The sequence below is a fragment of the Streptomyces sp. 15-116A genome (genome assembly GCF_025290915.1).
In the GTDB taxonomy this organism is placed as follows: domain Bacteria; phylum Actinomycetota; class Actinomycetes; order Streptomycetales; family Streptomycetaceae; genus Streptomyces.
In genome coordinates this window covers 1-16236 of sequence record NZ_JAOCQE010000145.1, presented here as the reverse complement: position 1 = coordinate 16236, position 16236 = coordinate 1, and the positions used below count along the sequence as shown (strand labels likewise).

Sequence of the window (16236 nt, the reverse complement as noted above, 5' to 3'; positions counted from 1 at the left end):
ACCTCAACCCGATCGAACCGATCAGGTCGGGGTATCAACATATCTGGCGTTGACTTTTGGCACGCTGTTGAGTTCTCAAGGAACGGACGCTTCCTTCGTACTCACCCTCTCGGGCTTTCCTCCGGGCGCTTCCCTTCGGTGTTTCCGACTCTATCAGATCCTTTCGGGCCTGATTCCCTGTCGGCGGGGCCTTTCGACATTCACTACGTTAGCCGATTCCCTGCCCGATTCATAATCGGGCTTCAACGGTTCTGAATTCAGGCATGCGGGCACACCGAATTCGTCCCCGCTGAGGGGAAGACGTAGGTAGTGGTTTGGCCGCTCCGGCTGCAGGCGATCGCCGTACCCGGTTCAGCGGCTCGGGCTACGTTACGCGTCCCGCCAAGGCGCGTCAACTTCGGCGGCGTCTCGGGACATGGGCCCGATAGGGGCTCACGGTGGGGTCGTCGGCGATCCAGTAGCGCCAGGGGTGGGTGTCGCCGTTGCCGCCGTCGCCGGCCACACCGGTGCGGGGGCCCTTGCATACCTGGTCGGAGGGCACCGGAGTGCCCGACAGGACCCGCAGCGGGGTGTCGCCGGAGGCGCACGCGTCCGTGCCGTTCAGGGAGCGGCCGACGCCCAGGGCGGTGGCGAGGCGGGCCGGGCCTTTGGCCAGTTCCTTGTCATTGCGGGCCGAGAGTCGACGGGCCCGGGCCAGTTCGGCGCCCTCGATGATCTCGCCGGCGCGCAGCAGGACGGCGCTCGCTCGTCCTTCCGGTCCGCAGACCAGGTTCATGCAGAACCACATGCCGTAGGTGAAGTAGACGTACACATGGCCGGGCGGGCCGAACATCACGCTGTTGCGGGGTGTGCGACCGCGATAGGCGTGCGAGCCGGGGTCGTTCGGGCCGTCGTAGGCCTCGACCTCGGTGAGGCGGAGGGCGATCGGACCGTCCGGGGTGGTGCGTACGAGGATCCGGCCGAGGAGGTCGGGGGCGACCTCGAGAACGGGGCGGTCGAAGAACTTCCTGGGCAGGGGCGTACGGTCGGGGGTCGCGATCATGCCGTCCGAGGGTACTGGAGAGGTCTGCTGCCCCGGGGTGGTCACCGGGCCCGGTGCTTGCCAGGGTGTGGAGGGCGGAACCGGCTACGGCCGGATCGCGTTGTTAGGGATCGAAGCTGCAGGGCGACAAAGGGAGAGACATGGCGTTCAAGAAGCTGCTCGCGAGCCTGGGTGCCGGCGGGGCCTCGGTCGAGACGGTGCTGAACGAGGTCAACGTGGTGCCGGGCGGTGTCGTCCAGGGTGAGGTGCGGATCCAGGGCGGGTCCGTGGATCAGCAGATCGAGGCGCTGTCGGTCGGGCTCCAGGCCAAGGTCGAGGTGGAGAGCGGCGACCAGGAGTACAAGCAGGACATCGAGTTCACCAAGCAGCGGCTCGGGGGTGCCTTCGAGCTGAAGGCGGGTGCCGTGCACGCGGTGCCGTTCGGTCTCGAGATCCCGTGGGAGACACCGATCACGATGATCGACGGTCAGCCGCTGCGCGGGATGAACATCGGGGTGACCACGGAGCTGGAGATCGCGCGGGCTGTGGACTCCGGTGACCTGGATCCGATCAACGTGCATCCGCTGCCGGCGCAGAAGGCGATCCTGGACGCGTTCATCCAGCTGGGCTTCCGCTTCAAGAACGCCGACATGGAGCGCGGGCACATCCGCGGTACGCGGCAGAAGCTGCCGTTCTACCAGGAGATCGAGTTCTTCCCGCCGCAGCAGTACCGGGGGCTGAACCAGGTCGAGCTGAGCTTCGTGGCCGACGCGCAGGCCATGGACGTCGTGCTGGAGATGGACAAGAAGCCGGGTCTGTTCAGCGAGAGCAGCGACACGTTCCGGTCGTTCACTGTGGGGCTGAACGACTACCAGGGGACCGACTGGGCGGCGTACCTCAACCAGTGGCTGTCGGAGGTCGGCAGCAAGCGCAACTGGTTCTAGGCTCGAGGCGACTGAAGGAACCCGATCAGGAGGTACCGAGGTGACCGAGCTCAAGCGGCGGCCGCTCCCCCACGACTTCCATCCGCCCGTGCCGTCGTTCACGGTGACGAGCGAGGACGTCCAGGAGGGGGCGACGCTCAAGGACGCTCAGGTCCACGCGGCCGGCAACACCTCGCCGCAGCTGCGGTGGGAGGGCTTCCCGCCCGAGACCAAGAGCTTCGCCGTGACCTGCTACGACCCCGACGCCCCTACGGGCAGCGGGTTCTGGCACTGGGTGCTGTTCGACATCCCGGCCTCGGTGACGGAGCTGCCCGCGGGTGCGGGCGGCGGCAAGTTCGAGGGGCTGCCCGAGGGGGCGGTCCACGCGCGCAACGACTACGGCACCAAGGACTTCGGCGGCGCCGCGCCGCCGCCCGGGGACGGGCCGCACCGGTATGTGTTCACGGTGTACGCCGTGGACCAGGAGAAGCTGGGTCCGGACTCCGACGCCTCTCCCGCTGTCGTGGGCTTCAACCTGCGGTTCCACACGCTCGCTCGGGCGCAGTTGATCGGTGAGTACGAGGTGCCCGCCGAGGGCTGAGTTCGCCGTGGAGTGAGCCGAGCGTTCATGGAACGTTTGCCCGCCTCTGGTCTTGGAATTGATCAGGGGCGGGCATTTTTATTGCGTTGTCCATCCCGGCGTGCCCGGCCAGAGTTGATCCAAGCCCGCCAGGGGGTGGGCCGGTGCACATGGGAGGTGGGCTGGATGCGTGACACGCTGGTGCTGAATGCGAGCTTCGAGCCGCTGTCGACGGTGACGATGAACCGAGCCGTCGTTCTGGTGCTGCAGGACAAGGCTGTTGTCGAGCAGGCCCACCCCGAACTGCGCATGCGCGGTGCCGAGGTGGACATACCCGCGCCTCGGGTGATCAGGCTGTGCAGGTACGTGAGGGTGCCGTTCCGAAGACAAGCGCCGTGGTCGCGGCGGGGCGTTCTGGTACGGGACCGGCACCGGTGCGCGTACTGCGGCCGTCGTGCGACGACGGTGGACCATGTGGTGCCGCGGTCGCAGGGGGGTCAGGACACCTGGCTGAACACGGTGGCCTCGTGTGCGGAGGACAACCATCGGAAGGCGAATCGGACGCCGGAGCAGGCGGGTATGCCGTTGCTGCGGGAGCCGTTCGAGCCTACGCCGGCCGATGCGATGTTGCTGGCGCTGGGGGCCGAGGAGTTTGCTGCGCTGCCGGATTGGTTGGCTCGGGAGGCTGCGTAGGGCTTCGCCGTAGGGGTTTGGGTGGTCTTTCCGGGTGCGCGTCCGTTGTGGCTTGTCGCGCAGTTCCCCGCGCCCCTGAGGGGGGTGCGGGGAACGCTCGTTTCCGGACCAGGTCAGTCGATGGACGGCTTCTCTCGCCGTTCCTGGGGTGGGACGGTGCCCGTCTGCGGGGCGTTGCCTGCTGAACCGCCGTTCATGGGGCCGAAGTTGCCGATGGCGCCGGAGAGGCCCTTGAGGGCGTCGCCGATTTCGCTGGGGACGATCCAGAGCTTGTTGGCATCGCCCTCGGCGATCTTCGGGAGCATCTGGAGGTACTGGTAGCTGAGGAGCTTCTGGTCGGGGTCGCCCGCGTGGATGGACTCGAAGACCGTGCGGATCGCCTGGGCCTCGCCCTCGGCACGCAGGGCGGCTGCCTTGGCCTCACCTTCCGCGCGCAGGATCTGGGACTGCTTCTCGCCCTCGGCGCGCAGGATCTCGGACTGGCGGACACCTTCGGCCTGGAGGATCGCGGCGCGCTTGTCGCGGTCGGCGCGCATCTGCTTCTCCATCGAGTCCTGGATGGAGGTGGGCGGTTCGATCGCCTTGAGTTCGACGCGGTTGACGCGGATGCCCCACTTGCCGGTGGCCTCGTCGAGGACGCCGCGCAGGGCCGCGTTGATCTCCTCGCGGGAGGTGAGGGTGCGTTCGAGGTCCATGCCGCCGATGATGTTCCGCAGGGTGGTGACCGTCAGCTGCTCGATGGCCTGGATGTAGCTGGCGACCTCGTAGGTGGCCGCGCGGGCGTCGGTGACCTGGTAGTAGATGACGGTGTCGATGTTGACGACCAGGTTGTCCTGGGTGATCACCGGCTGCGGCGGGAACGGGACGACCTGTTCGCGCAGGTCGATGCGGTTGCGGATGGTGTCGATGAACGGGACGACGATGTTGAGGCCCGCGTTGAGTGTCCGCGTGTAGCGGCCGAAGCGCTCGACGATGGCGGCGCTGGCCTGCGGGATGACTTGGATCGTCTTGATCAGGGCGATGAAGACCAACACCACCAGGATGATCAGGACGATGATGATCGGTTCCATCGTCGGTTCCCCGTACCCTTCTTCGCCTCGGCGCCTTCGGCAGATCTCAGGTGTCTTGAAGATCTCGCGTCTTGAAGATCTTGCTGGTCGAGTCTGACAGACCGTCGTACGACTCGGGGGCAGTTCCGTCCAGTTACGTCGTGCGAGGTCACATGACGATCGCTGTGGCTCCCTCGATGTCCACGACGTCGACTTCCTGGCCCACGTCGTAGGTGCGGGCGGTGTCGAGGGCGCGGGCCGACCAGACCTCACCGGCGAGTTTGATCCGGCCGCCGGAGGCATCGACACGCTCCAGGACGACGGCCTGTTTGCCCTTCAAGGCGTCCACGCCGGTGGCGAGTTGGGGGCGTTGGGCGCGGTGTCTGTTCGCGATGGGCCGTACGACGGCGATGAGCGCGGTCGAGACCACGGCGAAGACCACGACCTGGGCGACGGCTCCGCCGCCGAAGAAGCCGGAGACGACCGCGGCGGCGACGGCGCCCACCGCGAGCATGCCGAGTTCGGGCATCGCGGTGATCACCAGAGCGATGCCGAGCGCTGCCGCGCCGATCAGCCACCACAGCCATGCGTCGATGTCCACAGGGGCATGGTAGGACCGCGCACCCTGTCGCGGACAGGGCGCCGATCATTTTGAAGTGCCTTGCTGTGCTGGGTTTTGAGGGAGGGACAGCCTTACTCAGGCCATCGGCAGGCCCTGGGCGGTCCAGCGGTCGCCGACCTGTTCGACGACGAGCGGGAGGCCGAAGCACAGGGAGAGGTTGCGGGAGGTGAGTTCGAGCTCCAGCGGTCCTGCGGCGAGGACCTTGCCCTGGCGGATCATCAGGACGTGGGTGAAGCCGGGGGCGATCTCCTCGACATGGTGGGTGACCATGATCATGGAGGGGGCGATCGGGTCGCGGGCGAGGCGGCCGAGGCGGCGTACGAGGTCCTCGCGGCCGCCGAGGTCGAGTCCTGCGGCGGGCTCGTCGAGGAGGAGCAGCTCCGGGTCGGTCATCAGGGCGCGGGCGATGAGGGTGCGCTTGCGCTCGCCCTCGGAGAGGGTGCCGAACTTGCGGTCGAGGTAGGCGCTCATGCCGAGGCGGTCGAGGAAGGCGCGGGCGCGCTGCTCGTCGATGTCCTCGTAGTCCTCGTGCCAGCCGGCGGTCATGCCGTAGGCGGCGGTCAGGACGGTCTGCAGGACGGTCTGGCTCTTGGGGAGCTTGTCGGCCATGGCGATGCCGGCCATGCCGATGCGCGGGCGCAGTTCGAAGACGTCGACCTTGCCGAGGGTGTCGCCGAGGATGGTGGCGGTGCCCTTGCTGGGGAAGAGGTAGCTGGACGCGACATTGAGGAGGGTGGTCTTGCCGGCGCCGTTGGGGCCGAGGATGACCCAGCGCTCGCCCTCCTTGACCGACCAGGAGACCTGGTCCACCAGAGCCCGGCCCTCGCGGACCACGGATACGTCCTGAAGCTCCAGAACATCGCTCATGAGCGCGTTGTCTCCCCTTGCAGTGTGGCCGGTCTCGGCTGTCGCGTACGCCTGTGGCTCGGTCCGCCGCGCCGGTGGGCGCAGCCCCTCATGAAATCTACGCCACCGGCCGTCCGGGACATTCCATCGGTCCTGCCCTTGGTCCTGTCTAGGGTGGGGGCATGTTCGTCGAACCGCGCTCTGGTCGTCTTGCCGCTTGGGGAAATGCCCTTCTTGCCGGACTTGTCTCCCCGGATGACGCCGTGCTCGCCATGGTGGGCGAGGACACGGTGCACCGGGTGGAGGGGTTGCCGGGTGAGGCCGCTCCGGTGGGGCTGACGCTGGCGCTGGGGCGGCTGCGGGCGCTCGGGGTGAGCGGGCTGCGGGTGGCGTTGCCGGCGCCGGGGCATCCGCTGGGGCTGAGCGGGCCACCGGAGTTCAATGCGCGGGCGCTGCAGGCCGAGGAGGCGGTGGTCTGTCACGGGGCCGCTTTCGGGCTGGTGCCGGAGGTGTACGAGGCCGGGCCCGAGGGTGATGTGCATGTCGAGGTGGTGTGGCACTGTCTGCCGGTGCGGGAGGCGCCGCCCGCGGACGTGCCGTCGCTGGGTGAGGCGGAGCGGGAGCTGGCGGAGGCGCTCAGGGAGGCGACGGAGGTGCTGACGCGGCTGGATGTGGCGGCGTCGGGGCCGGTGGCCGAGGCGGCGATCGATGCGTATCGGGGGCGGGCCGAGCAGGGGGGTGAGGTGCTGGCGCCGGGGTATCCGCCGCGGGCGGCTCGGGTGCTGGGGCTGGCGCAGCGGGTGGGGGTGTTGATCTCGCTGGCGAGGGTGAACGGTCAGGGGGGTGCGGTGAGTGCGTCGGAGATGGTGGCGCGGGCCGAGGCGTTGCGGCCGGTGGAGCGGACGGCTCGGCGGGCGCAGGTCGCTGCGTACAACTCCGTTGTGGAGGAGCGGGAGCGGGGGGTGCGGTGAGCGTGGGTTCGGCTGTGGGCCGGGGTTGAGGCTGGGCGGGGGTGGGTGTCGCTTGCCCGCGCTGGCGGGGCGCCGCTGCGCCCACCCGTGCCGCCCCAGCGGCACGACTGCCCGCAGCTGCGCAGGTATGCGGCCGCCGGCCCGCTGCTGAGTAGGCACGGTGAACGGCCCCCCTGTGTGGGGCAGGGAGGCCGGTTCAGTGGGCTGCGTCAGTCGTTGATGGCGACGTTGCCGAAGGCCGGGTTGAGGAGGCCGATGACGTTGACGCTGTTGCCGGAGACGTTGACCGGGACGTCGACCGGGACCTGGATGACGTTGCCCGAGACGACGCCCGGGGAGCCCACGGCCTTGCCGTCGGCGTGGGAGCCGTCGGTCGCCGAGGCCATGCCCGTACCGGCGGCGAGCAGGCCGCCGGCCACCATCGTCACGGCCGCTGCCTTCTTCAGGTTCTTCACTTTCCAAGCCCTCCTTGCGATGACCGCGGCGAGGCGCCGCGGTCTGCACTGGAAACGGCTCGGGGTGCGAGAAGGGTGCGCCATTCGGGGGACATTCCCACGACGGTATGAATCTCCGACCGGAGGGGAACCTTCCGTCCGGCCCGGGGCGTCGGGGATCAGCCGCTCAGGCCGTGGCGTACGGCCCACAGCGCGGCCTGGGTGCGGTCCGCCAGGTCGAGTTTCATCAGGATGTTCGAGACGTGGGTCTTCACGGTCTTCTCGGAGAGCACCAGGGCGCGGGCGATCTCCCGGTTGGAGCGGCCGTCCGCTATCAGGCCGAGCACCTCGCGTTCCCGTTCGGTGAGGGAACCGGCGCGGCCCTGTCCCGGCGTGCTCTCCTCCTGGGCCAGCAGGGCGCCGGCGACCTCGGCCTGGAGCAGGACGTGGCCCGCGTGCACGGAGCGGATGGCGCCGGCCAGCGCGTCGGGGTCGACGTCCTTGTAGACGTACCCGGCGGCGCCCGCGCGCAGGGCGGGGACGACCGTGCGCTGCTCGGTGAAGCTGGTGACGATCAGCACGCGCGCGGGGTGGCCCAGTTCGCCGAGCCGGCGCAGCGCGTCCACGCCGTCCATGCCCGGCATCTTGACGTCCATGAGGATGACGTCGGGGCCCAGCTCCTGGGCGAGGGCGACTCCCTCGGCGCCGTCCGCGGCCTCGCCGACGACCTCGATGTCGTCCTGCACCTCGAGGAAGGTGCGCAGGCCCCGGCGTACCACCTGGTGATCGTCGACCAGCAGCACCTTGATTGCGTCAGCCACCGGGGACCTCCATCTCGATCGTGGTGCCCTTGCCGGGCGCCGATTCCACGGTCAGGGTGCCGCCGACGCCGCTCGCCCGGTCCCGCATGGAGACCAGGCCCAGGTGGCGTCCCGCGCGGCGGACCGTGCGCGGGTCGAAGCCGCTGCCGTCGTCGGTGACGCGCAGGACGGCTCCGGTGCCGCGGCGGTCCAGGGTGACGTCGACGTGGTCCGCGCCCGAGTGGCGCAGGGCGTTGTGCAGCGCCTCCTGGGCGACGCGGAGCACCGCCTCCTCCTGGGCGGCGGGCAGGGCGCGTACGCCGTGGCCCTCGAAGGTGACGCGTGCGGTGTGGGCGCGGTCGAGGACCTGGATCTGGGTGCGGAGGGTGGCGACGAGGCCGTCCTCGTCAAGGGCGGCGGGGCGGAGTTCGACGACGGCGGCGCGCAGCTCGTCGGCGGCCTCGGCGGCGAGGGCGGCGACCTGCTGGAGTTCGCCCTTGGCGCGGCCCGGGTCGCGGTCGACGAGGCGGGCGGCGGCCTGGGCGGTGAGGCGCAGGGAGAAGAGTTTCTGGCTGACGGCGTCGTGAAGTTCGTGGGCGAGGCGGGAGCGTTCCTCGACGATGGTCAGTTCGCGGCTGCGTTCGTAGAGCCGGGCGTTGGTGAGGGCGATCGCGGCGTGCTGGGCGAGGATGGCGAGGAGTTCCTCGTCGTCCTGGGTGAAGCCGCAGGTGCCTTCCGGCTTGGAACAGTTCTTGTTCGCGAGGAACAGGGCCCCTATGACCTCGTCGCCGTCGCGGACGGGCAGGCCCAGGAAGTCGACGAGGTCGGGGTGGGCGCTGGGCCAGCCCTCGAAGCGGGGGTCCCTGCGGACGTCGGCGAGGCGCTGGGGCCGGGCCTCGGTGAGCATCGCGGCGAGGATGCCGTGCTGGCGCGGGAGCGGGCCGATGGCCTTCCACTGTTCGTCGCTGACGCCGTCGACCACGAACTGGGCGAAGCCGCCGTGGTCGTCGGGGACGCCGAGGGCGGCGTACTGCGCGTCGAGCAGTTCGCGGGCCGAGGCGACGATCGTCTTGAGGACGTCGCGCACCTCGAGGTGCCTGCTCATGGCCAGCAACGCGGAGCTCACCGCGGCGAGGCCGGACCGGGGGCCGTGGCTCATGACCTCACCGTACCGGCGGGCCCTGACAGCGCGGATCGGGCGGGCGAGGGCCCTGACATGCGTCTCCGGTCCTAGGTCTCTGGTTCCGGGGCCGGGGGGCGTAGGGCCAAGGGACCCGGGTGGTTGCGGCTCGCGTCCGAGGCGGGTGCCGGGGGCGGCTCCCTAGGTTGAGGGCACGTCGAATCCGGTGGCGTTCACGACAAGGGGGCAGGTCATGCCGGTAGCGATCATCACGGGGGCTTCGAAGGGTCTGGGGTTCGCGCTCGCCGGGGCGCTGGCGGAGCGGGGCTGGGATCTGGTGCTGGACGCGCGGGATCCGGTGCCGCTGGCGGAGGCGGCGGGGCTGGTGTCGGCGCACGGCACGCGCGTGACGGCGCTGCCCGGTGATGTCACGGACGCGGGGCATCGCTCGGAGCTGGTGGCGTCGGCCTGGCGGTACGGCGGGGTCGATCTGCTGGTGCACAACGCGAGCGCGCTCGGGGCCGAGCCACTGGTACGGCTGGAGAAGCTGGAGCCGGCCGGGCTGCGGCGGGCGCTGGAGGTGAACGTGGTGGCGGCGCTGGGGCTGGTGCAGGAGGCGCTGCCGCTGCTGAGGGCGTCCGGGGCGGGGACGGTGATCACGGTGAGCTCGGACGCGGGGGCCGAGGCGTACGAGACGTGGGGCGGCTACGGGGCGTCCAAGGCGGCCCTCGACCAGCTGGCGGCGGTGCTGGCGGTGGAGGAGCCGGGGCTTCGGGTGTGGGCGGTGGACCCGGGTGACATGGCCACGGACCTGTACGCGGCGGCCGTACCGGACGACGACGATCCGCGGCCGGAGCCGGCCACCGTGGTGCCGGCGTTTCTGCGGCTGCTGGACGAGCGGCCGGCGAGCGGGCGCTACGGGGCCCCGGCGCTGCTGGAGGGGCGGGCATGAGGTCGGCGGTGAAGGTACCGGAGGGCTTGTCGGCGCGGGTGCCGGTGGAGCGGCGGGGGCCCGGCCTGGAGCGGGATTCCGTGCGGCTGCTGGTGTCGCGGGGGACGGCGGTGTCGCATCACGCCTTCCGGGAGCTGCCGGGGCTGCTGCGGGCCGGGGACGTGCTGGTGGTGAACACCTCGCCCACGCTGGCGGCGGCCGTCGACGGCCGGGTGGGGCACGCGCGCGTGGTGGTGCATTTCTCCACGCGGGGTGACGACGGGCGGTGGGCGGTCGAGCTGCGGGATCCGGACGGGCGCGGCACCACGCGCGCGCGTGCGGGCGTACGCGCGGAGACAGAGGTATCGCTGCCCGGCGGCGTGCGCCTGGTTCTGGAGGAGCCGGTCGCTGCGGGCGGGGAGCGTCTGTGGTGGGCGCGGGTCTCGGGCGCGGAGGTGCTCGAGTTGCTGCGCCGGTACGGGCGGCCCATCCGGTACGCGTACACGGAGCGGGACCAGCCGCTGTCGGCGTACCAGACGGTGTTCGCGCTGCCGTCGCCGGACGGGGCGGGCAGTGCGGAGATGCCGAGTGCGGGGCGCCCGTTCACCGCGCGGTTGGTGGCGGAGCTGGTGAGCCGGGGGGTGCAGTTCGCGCCGGTGACGCTGCATACGGGGGTGGCGTCGGCGGAGGCGCACGAGCCGCCGTATCCGGAGCGGTTCGTGGTGCCGGAGGCGTCGGCGCGGGTCGTCAACGCCGTCAAGGCGGGCGACGGGCGGGTGATCGCCGTGGGGACGACCGCCGTGCGGGCGGTGGAGTCGGCGGCGGGGCCCGACGGGGTGGTGCGGGCCCGCGCGGGGTGGACGGACCTCGTGGTGACCCCTGAGCGGGGAGTGCGGGTGGTGGACGGGCTGCTGACCGGTCTGCACGAGCCGGAGGCCTCGCATCTGCTGATGCTGGAGGCGGTCGCCGGGCGGGAGGCGCTGGACCGCGGTTACGCGGAGGCGGTGCGCGGGCGCTACCTGTGGCACGAGTTCGGGGACCTGCACCTTCTGCTGCCGTGAGCGGGCCCGTACAGCCCCGGTACAGGCCCTGCACAGGCTCCTCACACAGAGCATTGCTCTCGCAACTGCGCGTGAGACCGGAGGGGGGCCGATGTGAGGCCGGGCATAGGGCGCACATCACGTACGAAGGGGAGTAGGAGATACATACCGCCCGTGTGAGCGGGCCGTACTGTCCAATCTGCCCCGTTTTGCCCCTCCCTGATCCACTACCCGGCTTCGTACGTCACACCTTTGCCAGGCAATTTTGCGGCCGCTAAGAATGGCTGCCGTCGCTCAGCGCCGTGGGTTCCGCCCACGGCGTTTGTGCCGGAAGCACCACTGTCCCCACCGGACGCCGAGCGACCTCCGCGCTATTCGAAGAGGTCCATTCAGCATGTCGAAGAACATCCTCACCCGTGGCCATAGTCGTGCCCTGACCCGTCACCACAAGATCGCCGCTGCCGGTGTCGCCGCCCTCGGTGCCGCCGCCATCGGTTTCTCGGCGGTGCCGAGCACGGCGTCGACGAACACCACGAGCGAGGCCGCCACCGTCCCGACCGCGAAGGTGGCCTACAGCACCGAGCAGATCAAGGACGTCAAGGGCACCGTCACCGACCAGCTGGCCGGCGCCACCGTGAAGGCCGAGCAGATCGCGGCGAAGAAGCAGGCCGAGGCGAAGGCCAAGGCCGCGGTCGCCGCCAAGAAGGCCGCCGCCGCCAAGAAGGCCGAGCAGGCCCGCCAGGCCAAGGAGGCCGCGAGCCGCGCCGCCGAGCGCGCCGAGGTGAAGCAGGCGGCTCCCAAGTCCTACCCGAACACCCTGGACGGCTGGATCCGCGAGTCCCTGTCGATCATGAAGAAGCACGGCATCCCGGGCTCCTACGAGGGCATCCACCGCAACATCATGCGCGAGTCCTCGGGCAACCCGAAGGCGATCAACCTCTGGGACATCAACGCCCAGAACGGCATCCCGTCCAAGGGCCTGCTGCAGGTGATCCCGCCGACCTTCAAGGCGTACCACGTGCCCGGCACCTCCTGGAACATCTACGACCCGGTCGCCAACATCACCGCCGCCTGCAACTACGCGGCGGACCGTTACGGCACCATGGACAACGTCGACAGCGCGTACTGAGGTCGGCGCGGACCTCTTCTCGCGATCGACGCGACCCCCTGATACGCCGAAGGGCGGCACCCTCCTGACGAGGTGCCGCCCTTCGGGGCGTATCGAGCCGGTTTCCGCGGCGCGGACTACTTGCGCATGACCTCGGGCTCGTGGCGGCGCAGGAAGCGGGCCACGAAGAAGCCGCAGACCACGCCGATGGCGATGAGCGCGCCCATGTCCATGGCCCAGGCCCCGACCGTGTGCTCCCACAGCGGGTCGGTGTCCCCGGCCGTCTCCGGCGGGCTGATCTTGTTGAAGTCCAGCGTGGCACCGGCGGCGGCGACCGCCCAGCGCGAGGGCATCAGGAACGAGAACTGGTTGACGCCGATCGAGCCGTGCAGCGCGAACAGGCAGCCGGTGAAGACGACCTGGATGATCGCGAACATCACCAGCAGCGGCATGGTCTTCTCGGCGGTCTTCACCAGCGACGAGATGATCAGGCCGAACATCATCGACGTGAAGCCCAGCGCCATGATCGGCAGCGAGAGCTCGACCAGGGTGGCGCTGCCGAGGATCAGGCCCTCCTCGGGGATCTCCCGGCTGGAGAAGCCGATCACGCCGACCAGCAGGCCCTGCAGCACGGTGATCATGCCGAGCACGAACACCTTCGACATCAGGTACGCCGAGCGGGACAGGCCGGTGGCGCGCTCCCGCTCGTAGATGACGCGTTCCTTGATCAGCTCACGCACGGAGTTCGCGGCTCCGGCGAAACAGGCGCCGACCGCGAGGATCAGCAGCACCGTGGTCGCCGTGCCGTTCGGGATGATCCGGCCGGTCTGCGGGTTCGGCGGGTTGGGCAGCAGGCCCTTGTCCGCGTCGATGAGCAGGCTGACCGCGCCGAGGACGGCCGGCAGGATCACCATCAGGGCGAGGAAGCCCTTGTCGGAGGCGATCACCGAGATGTAGCGGCGCACCAGTGTGCCGAACTGCGACATCCAGCCCTGCGGCTTCGGCGGCTTCATCGCCTGCATCGCCGGGACCTGTACGGACTGCGGGGCGACGGCGTCGATGTCCGCGGCGTACATCTGGTAGTGCTGCGAGCCCTTCCAGCGGCCCGCCCAGTCGTAGTCGCGGTAGTTCTCGAAGGCGGAGAAGACGTCGGCCCAGGTGTCGTAGCCGAAGAAGTTCAGCGCCTCCTCGGGCGGGCCGAAGTAGGCGACGGAGCCGCCGGGCGCCATCACCAGCAGCTTGTCGCACAGCGCCAGCTCGGCCACCGAGTGGGTGACGACGAGGACCGTGCGGCCGTCGTCGGCGAGGCCACGCAGCAGCTGCATCACGTCGCGGTCCATGCCCGGGTCGAGACCCGAGGTCGGCTCGTCGAGGAAGATCAGCGACGGCTTGGTCAGCAGCTCCAGGGCGACGGACACGCGCTTGCGCTGGCCGCCGGACAGGGAGGTGACCTTCTTGTCCTTGTGGATGTCGAGCTTCAGCTCACGCAGCACCTCGTCGATGCGGGCGTCGCGCTCGGCGGCCGTGGTGTCGGCGGGGAAGCGCAGCTTGGCCGCGTACTTGAGGGCCTTCTTGACGGTCAGCTCCTTGTGCAGGATGTCGTCCTGCGGGACCAGACCGATGCGCTGGCGCAGCTCGGCGAACTGCTTGTAGAGGTTCCGGTTGTCGTAGAGCACCTCGCCCTGGTTGGCGGGCCGGTAGCCGGTGAGCGCCTTGAGCAGGGTGGACTTGCCGGAGCCGGACGGGCCGATGACCGCGATCAGCGACTTCTCCGGGACGCCGAAGGAGACGTCCTTGAGGATCTGCTTGCCGCCGTCGACCGTGACGGTCAGGTGGCGGGCGGAGAAGGACACCTCACCGGTGTCGACGAACTCCTCGAGCCGGTCGCCGACGATGCGGAACGTCGAGTGGCCGACGCCCACGATGTCGGTGGGGCCGAGCAGCTGGGAGCCGCCCTTGGGGATCGGCTGGCCGTTGACGTAGGTGCCGTTGTGCGAGCCCAGGTCGCGGATCTCCATGCGACCGTCGGGCGTCGAGTGGAACTCGGCGTGGTTGCGGGAGACCTGGAGGTCGGAGACGACCAGGTCGTTCTCCAGGGCACGGCCGATGCGCATGACGCGGCCGAGGGAGAACTGGTGGAACGTCGTCGGGCTGCGGTCGCCGTAGACCGGCGGCGCCCCCGCGCCACCACCGGGGCCCTGCTGCTGCGGGATCTGCGGGGCGGGCGGCTGCGGCTGCTGCGCGTGCTGCTGCGCCTGCTGCTGCCAGCCGGCCTGCTGGGCGGGCGGCTGCTGGTGCGGGGCGTGCTGCGGGGCCGGGGACTGCTGCTGCGGGGCCGGGGCCTGTTGAGCCGCCCAGCCCGCGCTCTGTGCCGCGTACGGCTGCTGCTGGGCCCCCGGCGTGCCGACCGGGGCGGCGAGCCCGGACAGCGTCACGCGCGGGCCGTCGTTCGCGTTGCCCAGGTTCAGCGACGTGTCGGAGCTGAGCTCCAGGTGGTGGATCCGCTGGCCCTGCACGAACGTGCCGTTGGTGCTGCCGTGGTCCTCGATCACCCAACTGCGGCCGTTGAAGCTGACGGTGGCGTGACGCCAGGAAACCCTGGCATCGTCCACCACGACGTCCCCCTGCGGATCGCGTCCAAGGGTGTATGACCTGGACGGATCGAGCGTCCAGGTACGTCCATTCGATTCCAGTACGAGTTCCGGCACTCCATGCCCCACTGAGTTGTCCCCCGAGTTTCCCCCATCGCAGGGAGTCTAGGGATGTCGAACATCGGGGGGAACTATTTCAGGCTCGGCCCCCTGACCGAAAGTCGGGCCTTGTGAAGAGCGTGCTCCAACGCCTCCACCGTTTGTCGTTGACGGGGTGGAAACCGGGCCGGAGAGTGGTAAACCACGCGAGGGGGACATGCGCGGCGACCGTGCCGCGCCGCGGATCGGGGGGTCTGCCATGAGTGCTGCCACGGGTGCGGGGAGCGCAGGGAGCGCCGGTTCAGGAGGCGCGGAGTTCGGCGCGTACGGCGCGCGGGTGCCGTGGGTCGATGTCGTGATGTCCGCGGTGGCCGCGGTGAGCTGGGCGCTCATCGGCATGGCGGGGACGGCGGCTCTCGGGCTGCATCTGCTGGGCGCGGACTCGGCGGGTTCGCTCGGGACGATGACCGCGGCGGTGGTGGCCCTGGCGGTCGGGGGCTCGGTCACGCCGTCCGGCGATGTGTCGGCCTTCGGGCTGTCGGGGGCGGAGGCGGACACGGCCGTCGACATCACGCCACTGGGTGTGAGTCTCGTGGGGGCGCTGCTGCTGTCGTACTTCTTCCTGAGGTCCTTGCGGGCGGCGGGAGTTGTGGTGTCCCCGGCCGAACTGCTCGCGCGTGCGGGGGCGGTGGTCGCGTTGTTCGTGGCGATGGCGGGCGGGCTGGTGTGGGCGGGGCACGACGCGGTCACGCTCGACGGGGGTGCGCTGGGGCTGGACGAGCTGCCGGACGGAGGCGGCGGTGGTGGCGGGCTCGAGATACCCGGGCTGGGGGATGTCGGTGACATCGGGGGGCTGCTGCCGGACCGGGTGGGTGACCTCGTCGAGGCCGAGGCGGCGGTCGGATTCACCGTGGACGCGGTGCCGACGCTGCTGGGCGGGCTCGGCTGGTCTGTCGGGGTCCTGCTCGTCGCGCTGCTGGCGTCCCGCCGTACGCCGCTGCCGCGCGGCTGGGACGCCGTGCACCGGGTCGTACGTCCCGCGGTGTCCGCCCTCGTCACCGTGCTGCTGGTGGCGGTGGTCGCGGGCTGCGCTGCGGCCGGGTACGCGGCGATCGGCGACGACCATCCCCGGCGGATCGCCGGCGCGGCGCTGCTGGGGGCGCCGAACGGGGTGTGGCTCGGCCTGCCGCTGGGCCTGTTCGTGCCGTGGGAGGGCAGCGCTTCGGGCGCCCTCCTCGGCGTCCTGCCGTCCCCGCTGGACGATCTCCTCCGCATCGACTCCGACCAGCCGATCACCCTGGCACGACTGGCCGAGCTGGACAGCAGGGTGTGGCTGCTGGGGGTGGCGGCCGGGGTGATGATGCTGCTGGCGGGCGTACTGACGGGGGTGCGGACGCCGGTGGGGGGT

At 70.4% G+C, this 16236-nt stretch carries 15 protein-coding genes and 1 pseudogene; 8 read left to right on the top strand and 8 right to left on the bottom strand.

All coding sequences use genetic code 11. The features are described from left to right. Positions 1-391: 391 nt before the first annotated feature. Entirely contained in the window at positions 392-1042 is a 651-nt protein-coding gene (locus N4P33_RS21850; RefSeq protein ID WP_260828339.1) for a DNA-3-methyladenine glycosylase, read from the bottom strand. 140 nt (positions 1043-1182) lie between these two features. Between N4P33_RS21850 and N4P33_RS21845 the strand changes: the two genes are divergently transcribed. The 3 genes from N4P33_RS21845 (at position 1183) to N4P33_RS21835 (ending at position 3217) form a co-directional block, all read left to right on the top strand. Next, complete coding sequence (locus N4P33_RS21845) at positions 1183-1965, top strand: sporulation protein (protein WP_260828338.1); 783 nt, start codon at positions 1183-1185, stop codon at positions 1963-1965. A gap of 40 nt (positions 1966-2005) precedes the next feature. Then, a complete protein-coding gene (locus tag N4P33_RS21840; RefSeq protein WP_260828337.1) occupies positions 2006-2545 on the top strand; it encodes a YbhB/YbcL family Raf kinase inhibitor-like protein in 540 nt (179 codons plus the stop codon). 165 nt (positions 2546-2710) lie between these two features. Beyond that, positions 2711-3217, top strand: coding sequence for an HNH endonuclease (locus tag N4P33_RS21835; protein WP_260828336.1), 507 nt, complete (start codon positions 2711-2713; stop codon positions 3215-3217). A gap of 113 nt (positions 3218-3330) precedes the next feature. On the opposite strand, the gene N4P33_RS21830 is transcribed toward N4P33_RS21835, so the two are convergent. The 3 genes from N4P33_RS21830 to N4P33_RS21820 all read right to left on the bottom strand — a co-directional run bounded on the left by N4P33_RS21830 (position 3331) and on the right by N4P33_RS21820 (position 5755). Further along, entirely contained in the window at positions 3331-4287 is a 957-nt protein-coding gene (locus N4P33_RS21830; protein WP_260828335.1) for an SPFH domain-containing protein, read from the bottom strand. A gap of 148 nt (positions 4288-4435) precedes the next feature. Further along, positions 4436-4867 (bottom strand): NfeD family protein, encoded by a 432-nt coding sequence (locus N4P33_RS21825; RefSeq protein ID WP_260828334.1) that lies wholly within the window; start codon positions 4865-4867, stop codon positions 4436-4438. 96 nt (positions 4868-4963) lie between these two features. After that, complete coding sequence (locus N4P33_RS21820; protein ID WP_260828333.1) at positions 4964-5755, bottom strand: ABC transporter ATP-binding protein; 792 nt, start codon at positions 5753-5755, stop codon at positions 4964-4966. Positions 5756-5916: 161 nt separating this feature from the next. On the opposite strand from N4P33_RS21820, the gene N4P33_RS21815 reads away from it, so the two are divergent. Further along, positions 5917-6705, top strand: a complete 789-nt coding sequence (locus N4P33_RS21815) for a hypothetical protein (protein ID WP_260828332.1) — start codon at positions 5917-5919, stop codon at positions 6703-6705. Positions 6706-6914: 209 nt separating this feature from the next. Here the strand turns inward: N4P33_RS21815 and N4P33_RS21810 are convergent, their stop codons facing one another. From N4P33_RS21810 to N4P33_RS21800, 3 genes are all read right to left on the bottom strand, one after another. Further along, a complete protein-coding gene (locus tag N4P33_RS21810) occupies positions 6915-7160 on the bottom strand; it encodes a chaplin (RefSeq protein WP_260828331.1) in 246 nt (81 codons plus the stop codon). A 158-nt stretch (positions 7161-7318) separates the two neighbouring features. Further along, entirely contained in the window at positions 7319-7960 is a 642-nt protein-coding gene (locus N4P33_RS21805; RefSeq protein WP_260828330.1) for a response regulator transcription factor, read from the bottom strand. Then, positions 7953-9098 carry a GAF domain-containing sensor histidine kinase gene (locus N4P33_RS21800; RefSeq protein WP_260828329.1) on the bottom strand — a complete coding sequence of 382 codons (1146 nt, stop codon included), beginning with the start codon at positions 9096-9098 and terminating at the stop codon, positions 7953-7955. The genes N4P33_RS21805 and N4P33_RS21800 overlap by 8 nt, the downstream gene beginning before the upstream one ends. Positions 9099-9312: 214 nt before the next feature. On the opposite strand from N4P33_RS21800, the gene N4P33_RS21795 reads away from it, so the two are divergent. The 3 genes and pseudogenes from N4P33_RS21795 to N4P33_RS21785 all read left to right on the top strand — a co-directional run bounded on the left by N4P33_RS21795 (position 9313) and on the right by N4P33_RS21785 (position 12159). Further along, positions 9313-10011: an SDR family oxidoreductase gene (locus N4P33_RS21795; protein ID WP_260828328.1), complete on the top strand. Its 699-nt coding sequence runs from the start codon at positions 9313-9315 to the stop codon at positions 10009-10011. Then, a pseudogene (locus N4P33_RS21790) lies at positions 10008-11048 on the top strand (S-adenosylmethionine:tRNA ribosyltransferase-isomerase); the annotation flags it as partial. The gene N4P33_RS21795 and the pseudogene N4P33_RS21790, both read left to right, overlap by 4 nt. Before the next feature lie 376 nt (positions 11049-11424). Beyond that, complete coding sequence (locus N4P33_RS21785) at positions 11425-12159, top strand: transglycosylase SLT domain-containing protein (RefSeq protein WP_260828326.1); 735 nt, start codon at positions 11425-11427, stop codon at positions 12157-12159. 116 nt (positions 12160-12275) lie between these two features. On the opposite strand, the gene N4P33_RS21780 is transcribed toward N4P33_RS21785, so the two are convergent. Beyond that, positions 12276-14846: an FHA domain-containing protein gene (locus N4P33_RS21780; protein ID WP_260828341.1), complete on the bottom strand. Its 2571-nt coding sequence runs from the start codon at positions 14844-14846 to the stop codon at positions 12276-12278. A 199-nt stretch (positions 14847-15045) separates the two neighbouring features. Between N4P33_RS21780 and N4P33_RS21775 the strand changes: the two genes are divergently transcribed. Next, positions 15046-16236 (top strand): streptophobe family protein (locus tag N4P33_RS21775; protein WP_399029899.1); only part of this gene is annotated, 1191 nt, incomplete at its 3' end.

Excerpts from the sequence above, each read along its gene's own strand:
- N4P33_RS21850 (WP_260828339.1), bottom strand. The coding sequence starts at position 1,042 with ATGATCGCGACCCCCGACCGTACGCCCCTGCCCAGGAAGTTCTTCGAC.
- N4P33_RS21845 (WP_260828338.1), top strand. The coding sequence starts at position 1,183 with ATGGCGTTCAAGAAGCTGCTCGCGAGCCTGGGTGCCGGCGGGGCCTCG.
- N4P33_RS21835 (WP_260828336.1), top strand. The coding sequence starts at position 2,711 with ATGCGTGACACGCTGGTGCTGAATGCGAGCTTCGAGCCGCTGTCGACG.
- N4P33_RS21830 (WP_260828335.1), bottom strand. The coding sequence starts at position 4,287 with ATGGAACCGATCATCATCGTCCTGATCATCCTGGTGGTGTTGGTCTTC.
- N4P33_RS21820 (WP_260828333.1), bottom strand. The coding sequence starts at position 5,755 with ATGAGCGATGTTCTGGAGCTTCAGGACGTATCCGTGGTCCGCGAGGGC.
- N4P33_RS21815 (WP_260828332.1), top strand. The coding sequence starts at position 5,917 with ATGTTCGTCGAACCGCGCTCTGGTCGTCTTGCCGCTTGGGGAAATGCC.
- N4P33_RS21800 (WP_260828329.1), bottom strand. The coding sequence starts at position 9,098 with ATGAGCCACGGCCCCCGGTCCGGCCTCGCCGCGGTGAGCTCCGCGTTG.
- N4P33_RS21795 (WP_260828328.1), top strand. The coding sequence starts at position 9,313 with ATGCCGGTAGCGATCATCACGGGGGCTTCGAAGGGTCTGGGGTTCGCG.
- N4P33_RS21785 (WP_260828326.1), top strand. The coding sequence starts at position 11,425 with ATGTCGAAGAACATCCTCACCCGTGGCCATAGTCGTGCCCTGACCCGT.